This is a genomic window from Mycobacterium sp. (assembly GCF_035653355.1).
Taxonomy (GTDB): Bacteria; Actinomycetota; Actinomycetes; order Mycobacteriales; family Mycobacteriaceae; genus Mycobacterium.
In genome coordinates this window covers 1-5,202 of sequence record NZ_DASRBZ010000079.1, presented here as the reverse complement: position 1 = coordinate 5,202, position 5,202 = coordinate 1, and the positions used below count along the sequence as shown (strand labels likewise).

3 protein-coding genes are annotated in these 5,202 nt (G+C 69.6%); 1 reads left to right on the top strand and 2 read right to left on the bottom strand.

The window, feature by feature from the left end; translation table 11 throughout:
• Positions 1-68: 68 nt before the first annotated feature.
• A complete protein-coding gene (locus VFA16_RS02550) occupies positions 69-2,705 on the bottom strand; it encodes a circularly permuted type 2 ATP-grasp protein (protein WP_324966307.1) in 2,637 nt (878 codons plus the stop codon).
• Between the two features lie 122 nt (positions 2,706-2,827).
• Here VFA16_RS02550 and VFA16_RS02545 point away from each other — a divergent pair, with 122 nt between their 5' ends.
• On the top strand, positions 2,828-4,066 hold the full coding sequence (locus VFA16_RS02545) for an esterase/lipase family protein (protein WP_324966306.1): 1,239 nt from the start codon (positions 2,828-2,830) through the stop codon (positions 4,064-4,066).
• Between the two features lie 6 nt (positions 4,067-4,072).
• On the opposite strand, the gene VFA16_RS02540 is transcribed toward VFA16_RS02545, so the two are convergent.
• On the bottom strand, positions 4,073-5,197 hold the full coding sequence (locus VFA16_RS02540; protein WP_324966308.1) for a DUF1501 domain-containing protein: 1,125 nt from the start codon (positions 5,195-5,197) through the stop codon (positions 4,073-4,075).
• Positions 5,198-5,202: the final 5 nt, after the last annotated feature.

Here is a 5,202-nt window from a genome sequence, read left to right as displayed (position 1 = left end):
GTGGGTGACGCGGTAGCGGCGCGTGCCAGGGCAATCGTCCGGAGGAGAAGCCGGGCCATCAGGCGGCGTCACGGCGCCATCCGGCGACGGGGCGGCCCGGACAGCGGCTGCATCGCGCCGGGCAGCGACAGTTGGGTGGCGCTGATGACCCGGGACAGTTCCCGCAGTCCGCTGTGCATACCGTCGAGCAGGTCGACCAGCTCGGCGCGCTCCCCCGACTCGTTGATTTCTTCCAGTTCAGCCGGGTCCAGCCGGCGCAGCCGGGTGCTGATCTCGTCGACCAGCCGTTCGGGGCGCGACGAGCCCGACGCCCCGGGCAGCCCCTTCAAGTTCGCCCGCAGCCGCTCCAGCTGATACACCAGCGAGCGCGGGTTTTCCGCCTCGAAGAGCACCAGTTCGGCCACAGCGGCCACCCTAACGGCGCCCAAGTTGCGCCGAAGGTAGATCACCGAGGACTCGCAGGCCACCAGCACCGACTCCACGATCGTTTGCTCAGCGGTACGGCTGCGGGCCCGGCCCAGCGTGGCGCGCAGCAACGCGGTGACAAACAGGCCGCGCTCGATCCGCTTGCCGATGTCGGTCATGGTCCAGTCGACGTCGCGCACCATCGACTCGGCGGCCACCCCCGAGAGCGCCAGCATGCCCGCCAGGGTAAGGGCGTGCGCGGACGCCAGTGCGGTGTCGTCGGTGGGTTGCCCGTTGGTGCGCTGGGCGGCCAGCGCAGCCAGTGTGCGCTCTACCCCGCCGAGCACCATCCACGTGTCGTTGGACATCTGGTCGCGCACCGCCCGCGCGGCCAGCCCCAGCCGTTCGACCGACTGGGCCAGCGACCCCGCGCAGTCCCGGTCGACGGTCAGCGACCGCAGTGTGCGAGGCACGGCCGCAGGATCGTCGGCAACGTCGGCGCCGGTGACCTGCCCCAGCGCGCCCAAGAGCACCGATACGCATTCGCTGCCTTCGGTATCCGGCCGCGAGCGGTAGTCGTGGTAGCGATCGCGGGTGACGGCCAACAATCGGGCCATGCTTTCGGTGCGTTCGCCGTAGCGGCCCAACCAGAACAGGTCGGAGAGCACGCGAGGCGAGCTGATGCCGCGGGTGCCGCTGGGGGTCGGCGTGGGTCGCTCCGGCGGTGCCACCGTCACCGTCAGCTCTGCCTGCGCACGCACCGGCGGCCGCACCCAAACATCCTTGGCTGCAACAGCTTTCAACAGATAGGCCTCATCGCCGGTGGCCAGCACGTAGCCCAGCCCGCCCACCATCGGCGTGTAGCCGCCGCGCTGCGACACGGTGAACAGCCGCATCCCGACGCTGGCTGCCGCCATCTGGTCCGTCGGCGCCGAGGAGAACTGCGGCAGTTCCTGACCGACCCACTGCCACGGTGTCGCCTCGATCCGCGCCGCCAGCGCGTCGCGTTGCCCCGACGACAGCGCCGGCCCGACGATGGACCGCCCCCCGACCGTCGGCTTGATCAGCAGCGACGACAGGTTGGCCCGCAGATGCGACCGCTCGGCATCGATACCGGCCCAGTACAGCGGGGCGGTCTCCAGCAGTGGCGTCTCGCCGAGCAGCCGCTGGGCCAGCTCTGGCAGAAACCGTAGCAGCCCAGCGCTTTCCAGGACGCCGCTGCCGAGCGTGTTGACCACCGTCACCGCGCCGCGCCGTTGCACTTCGACCAGCCCCGCCACGCCCAGCTGGGAGTCTGAGCGCAGATCCAGTGGATCGGCAAAGTCGGCGTCGACCCGGCGAAACACCACGTCGACGCGCTGCAGCGTGCCCAGCGACCGCATCCACAGCGCGCCGTCGCGTACCACCAGATCGGCGCTCTCCACCAGCGGAAAGCCCAGCACCGAGGCCAGGTAGGCCTGATCGAACGCGGTCTCGGAATGGATGCCCGGGCTCAGCACCACCACCACCGGGTCATCGGCGGTCTCAGGTGCAGCCTCGATCAGCGCCAGCCGCAGCGCCTGGGCAAACGGTGCTGTCGGTCGCGGCCCGACACGCTCGTAGAGTTCGGGAGCGGCGTGGGCGACGACGCGACGGTCGGCCAGCGCGTAGCCGGCTCCTGAGGGCGCCTGGGTCCAGTCGGCGTTGACGAGAAAGGCGCCGGATCGGTCCCGGCTGACGTCGCAGCCGTGCATGAACAGTTGGTGCCGGCCGGGTATTTCGATGCCGCGGACGGCCCGGACATAGCCGGTGTGCGCGAACAGCAGCTGGGGCGGCAAGAGCCCGCCGGTGACGGCGCGCTGCGGCCCGTAAAGGTCGACCAGTATGGCGTCGAGCAGCCGGCTGCGTTGCAGCACACCGGCTTCCAGCGCAGCCCAATCTTCGGGTGAGATGAGCAGCGGCAAGCCATCCAGCTGCCAGGGTTGAGGCGCGGAAGTCTCGTGAACCCCGTTGTCGCTGTGGTCGATTGCGATGTAGGTGATGCCGTCGTGGTCGACCAGGGCGCTGACCGCCGCACGCAGCCGCGCCAAACCGGAGCGCCCTCGCATCGCGATCACCTCGGCGAGCTCTGTCCAGCCCGGGCGGACCTCGTCGGAGGCGTCGACGAACTCGTCGTAGCCGGTTGCCCCGAAAGCCGAACGGCCCCCGCCTAGCTCGAATAGGCCCTCCTGGGCGCGCGCCGCGCAGTACCCAGCGACCAGTCGGTCGCGATCGTGAGGCGCCGGCCCGGATTCGGGTGACGCCTCTCGCGGCAACGACACCGCCGCACCTCCTGCCGTTTCGGCCCCGCCCGCTGTCCGGCGCACCAATAATCATTATGGGTATCCCTGATATTGGCTGCGCTCGACCGACCGGGACGTCGAGCGAGCAGAGAGGGGCAGTGGTGCAGCGACAGGAAATCCGCTCATTGGGCGACCTTGCCGGGGAAGGCTCGCGGGTGGTCACCGCCTTCGTGCGCGACATGCACGACGGGATCTCCCGTCGCGTTTTCGGCGCGATAGGACCCGCAGCGAAACCGGTCCAGGTCATTCACGACACCATCGCCGGTATGACCTATTACGCGGTCGACCGGGCCGTGCGGGCATCGCTTGACGGGGCCGGCGCAGTGGCTGCCGAGGTGTACGGCCGCGATGAGGACGACACCGTCCAATCGCATCTCCCTATCGCAAGAGTGGTCGCCGCGCTGAACGGAATCTACGGGGACGAGCTGGTCAACCGCGGCAACAAGTTCGGGCTCAGCCTGCAGATCCGCCGCAACGGCAAGCCGGTCGAACTGACCGCCGCATCGATCGCCACGGCGTTCCCCAGAGCCACCGACCGCATGGTGGTATTCATCCACGGCTGGTGTCTCACCGAACGATCGTGGTGGCGGCAGCCGCGCACCCGCGAAAGTCGGCGGCCCTACGGAGCGCGGCTACGCAGCGAGCTCGGGTTCACGCCCGTCTACCTGCGTTACAACACGGGTCTGCACATCTCCGAAAACGGGAAAGCCCTCGCCGACCTGCTGAACCGGCTGCTGACGCTGTGGCCCACGCCGGTGGATGAGATTGCGCTGGTGGGCCATTCGATGGGCGGGCTGGTGGTGCGCAGCGCCTGCCACTACGGCGCCCAGCAACGGCACGACTGGCCCGACCTGGTGCGCCATGTGGTCTGCCTGGGCTCACCGCACCTGGGCGCCGATCTGGAAAAGGGCGTCAACGTCGCGTCCTGGGCGCTGTCTCAACTGCCCGAAACACGCGCTCTCGCTGCGTTTCTCAACGCCCGCAGCGCAGGTGTCAAGGACCTGCGGTTCGGCGCACTGCTCGACGAGGACTGGAGTCAGTGCGATCCCGACGAGTTCCTTCGCGACCGCTGCCACGAGGTGCCGTTCCTTCCCGGTGCGGTGTACCACTTCGTCGCCACCACGGCGGCACCCGGGCCGGTCGGAATGCTGCTGGGCGACCGCTTGGTTCGCGCGCAAAGCGCCTCCGGGCGCGGCCGCTCGCGACGGATTCCGTTCGAGCCGGCGCATGGGCTCACCCTGACCGGTCTGCATCACTTCGACCTGCTCAACCACCCGGAGATCTACGGGAAACTGCGCTACTGGCTCAGTCAACCGGCGATCAGCCAGACCGGGGCTTAGCCGCGGCTACAGAAAGCCCAGGGGCCGGCGGCCGGTGCCGACGGATGGTGTGGGGTCGGTGCGCAGCGTCGTCGACAGCAGCTCGTAGTAGACGTCGCGGAAATCGGTGGTGGCTTTCAGGTCGCCGTTGTCGAGGTCGGTCAGGCTGGGCTCGTCACCGTAGAAGCCGCCCTTGACCGGCGCTCCCGCGACGAAAACCGGCCCGGCGGTGCCATGGTCGGTGCCCTGCGATGCATTGGCGGCCACCCTGCGGCCGAATTCCGAGTACGCCAGCACGACGAGGTTCTTGCCGTAGCGGTCGGCGGCCATCTCGGCAAGGAACGGAGTCAGCGCCTCGTCGACGGTCTGCAGCAGGCGCTGCTGGGTTTCCCGCTCCTCGGCGTGGGTGTCGAAACCGCCCAGCGCCACGGTGTACACCCGCGTCGGCACCGCGGCCCGCACGGCGGCCGCCACCATGGCGAGCTGGGCGGCCAGCCCTTTCTTAGCGGAGGCCTTGACCTTGCCCAACGTCGTGTCGGCGGTGCGAGCCGCGCGGTATGCGGCACACACCGCGGACATCGCTGGTGTGTCGTTCGGGTCGTCGACGCCTAGCGCGTCCATCGTCTCGGTGAACCAGTTCGCCGATTCCGGTGCGGCAGTCGGGGAAAGCGCCGCGGCCGTGCACTTTTCGCCGACCGCCAGCGGCGGCAGCACCGGGCCGACGTTGACCGCGCGCAGCGGGTCGTCGCCCGTGGCGTCAAGCCACCGTCCGATCCACCCGGTCGGTACCGGTTCGGCGGGCGAAGCAGTCTGCCAGATGTCCATCGACCGGAAGTGGCTGTGGTCCGGCTTCGGGTACGACACCCCGCGCACGATCGCCAGCCGCTTGCTGTCCCACAGCGCCTTGAGCCCCTTCATGCCCGGGTTGAGCCCGAGCCCGTCGCCGAGGGGCAGCACCTCCGACTCGGAGTACGCCAGCTCGGGGCGGGCGGACTGGTAGGCGGGGTCGCTGGCCGGGATCACCGTGTTGAGGCCGTCGTTGCCCCCGTAGAGGGTGAGCATGACCAGGATTCCGGTGCCGGCGGGCAGCGGCTCGCTCCGGGCGCGGGTCAGCAGGGCGTCGATGCCGTAGCCGGCGCCGGCGAACGCCACCGCGC